This window comes from Caballeronia grimmiae, assembly GCF_000698555.1.
Classification (GTDB): Bacteria; Pseudomonadota; Gammaproteobacteria; order Burkholderiales; family Burkholderiaceae; genus Caballeronia; species Caballeronia grimmiae.
Genome location: NZ_JFHE01000102.1, coordinates 1 through 2,333, shown reverse-complemented (window position 1 = coordinate 2,333; position 2,333 = coordinate 1). Strand labels below are relative to the sequence as shown.

Sequence of the window (2,333 nt, the reverse complement as noted above, 5' to 3'; positions counted from 1 at the left end):
CTGGTGCAGGCGCTCAGTGTCGACGCGCGGCGACCGAAGAAGGAACGCCGCACCGCCTGGATGCTGTTCCAGGAGATCAAGGCTGGCGGCTACGACGGCTGTTACTCGCGGGTGACCGATTTCATCCGGGCCTGGCGGCAAGGCGAAGGCGAGGCGGTTTCGAAGTCGGCGTTTGTGCCGTTGCGATTCGAGCTGGGCGAGGCATTCCAGTTTGACTGGTCTGAAGAAGGACTGGTTGTCGGCGGCATTTACCGCAAGCTCCAGGTGTCGCACATGAAGCTATGTGCGTCGCGGGCGTTCTGGCTGGTTGCCTATCCGAGTCAGGGGCACGAGATGCTGTTCGATGCCCATACGCGCTCGTTCGCGGCTTTCGGCGGGGTGGCCCGCCGGGGCATCTATGACAATATGAAAACGGCCGTAGACAAGGTGCACAAAGGCAAGGGTCGCACGGTCAATCCGCGTTTCGCAGTGATGTGTTCGCACTATCTGTTCGATCCGGACTTCTGCAACGTCGCCAGTGGCTGGGAGAAAGGGGTCGTCGAGAAGAACGTGCAGGACAGCCGCCTGCGTATCTGGATTGAGGCGCGTGGGCAACGCTTCGGCAGTTTCGCTGATCTGAATGCATGGCTGGCGACCCGGTGCCGGTCGTTGTGGGATCAGGTGAAGCATCCGGACTATCGTGAGCTGAGCGTCGCCGACGTGTTCGAGCAGGAACGCGCTCATCTGATGCCGATGCCAACACCGTTTGACGGTTATGTTGAGCGTGCGGCACGAGTCTCGTCGACCTGCTTGGTGGTGATTGGCCGCAATCGCTACTCCGTGCCATGCGAATTCGCAGGCCAGATGCTCAGCACGCGACTCTATCCTGGGCGTGTTGTGGTGGTCGGCGACGATGCCGTGGTGGCCGAACACGATCGACTGGCCGACGAAGGACAGGTGCGATACCAGTGGCAGCACTACATCCCGCTGATCCAGCGCAAGCCAGGAGCCCTGCGCAACGGTGCGCCGTTCCAGGATATGCCCGATCCGCTGCAACGGCTGCGTCGGGCGTTACTACGCGAGCCAGGTGGCGACCGGGTAATGGCTAAGGTTCTGGCGCTGGTCCCGGAAAGCGGTCTGGACGCCGTAGTGGTTGCAGTCGAACTTGCATTGGAGCAGGCGCCGCCCTCCGGGCGCGTGAGCGTCGAGCATGTGGTGAACGTGCTGTCGCGCATGCGCAGCGTGCAGATGCCGCCGAAGATCGATACTGCGCTACAACTGACGACACCGCCGCTGGCCGACACATCGCGCTACGACGGGCTGCGCCCGGCACTGCAACAGCCGGAGGCCGGTCATGCGTGATCTGATTGTCGAACTCAAACACTTGCGGCTGCACGGCATGGCTGCCGGCTGGACCGAACTGCTCGAACAGGTGAATGTCGAGGCGGCGTCTTCGCAATGGCTGCTCGAACGGCTGTTGCAGGCCGAGGTCGCGGATCGGGCCGTGCGTTCGGTCAGCCACCAGATGAACGCGGCGAAGTTCCCGGTGCATCGCGACATCGCGGGCTTCGACTTCGATGGCTCGCCGGTCGACCGCCAGCTCGTCACGCAACTGGCCGGCATGACGTTCACCGAGGGCGCGCACAACCTGGTTCTGGTCGGCGGCCCGGGCTCGGGCAAGACGCATCTGGCGACCGCCATCGGCGTGTCCGGCATCATGCACCACGGCAAGCGGGTGCGCTTCTACTCGACCGTGGATCTGGCCAACGCACTGGAGCAGGAGAAGGCGCAGGGACGCGCGGGGAGGATAGCGGCGAGCCTGCTTCGCCTCGACCTGGTCATTCTGGACGAACTCGGATATCTGCCCTTCAGCCAGGCCGGCGGGGCGTTGCTGTTCCACCTGCTGAGCCGCCTGTACGAGCACACGAGCGTTGCGGTGACGACGAATCTGGACTTCGCCGAATGGTCCAGTGTGTTCGGCGACGCGAAGATGACCACGGCATTGCTGGACAGGCTGACGCATCACTGCCACATCGTGGAAACCGGCAACGAAAGCTACCGTTTCCGCCATAGCAGCGCCAGTGCAAAGAAGCGTATCCGCTCGCGCGAAGCAGCGCGCAGAGCCGACGATGCGAGCGCGAACGAATCGGCCTGATCGTCGCTTGCCGCGCAGTGGAAGTCGCTACGGGCTACGCCCTTCGCAGCTTCCACTGCGCAATGCATCCTCATACGAAGGAGGACAACCACTCCGGAAACCCATACACTTATCCACAACCGGTCCTTCTTCAGGCCGGTCTCCACCCCGGCTCAAAGCTCGATCGGCGCGGTGGCTCAAAATTCATTCGGCGCGGACA

Annotated in this window: 2 protein-coding genes; both read left to right on the top strand. The window is 63.1% G+C overall.

Annotated features, from left to right (window positions below; translation table 11 throughout):
- A partial coding sequence (gene istA, locus BG57_RS30705) for an IS21 family transposase (RefSeq protein WP_035971032.1) occupies positions 1 to 1,341 on the top strand: 1,341 nt, incomplete at its 5' end.
- A complete protein-coding gene (gene istB, locus BG57_RS30700; protein ID WP_035971031.1) occupies positions 1,334 to 2,134 on the top strand; it encodes an IS21-like element helper ATPase IstB in 801 nt (266 codons plus the stop codon). The genes istA and istB, both read left to right, overlap by 8 nt.
- The last annotated feature ends 199 nt before the right edge of the window (positions 2,135 to 2,333 follow it).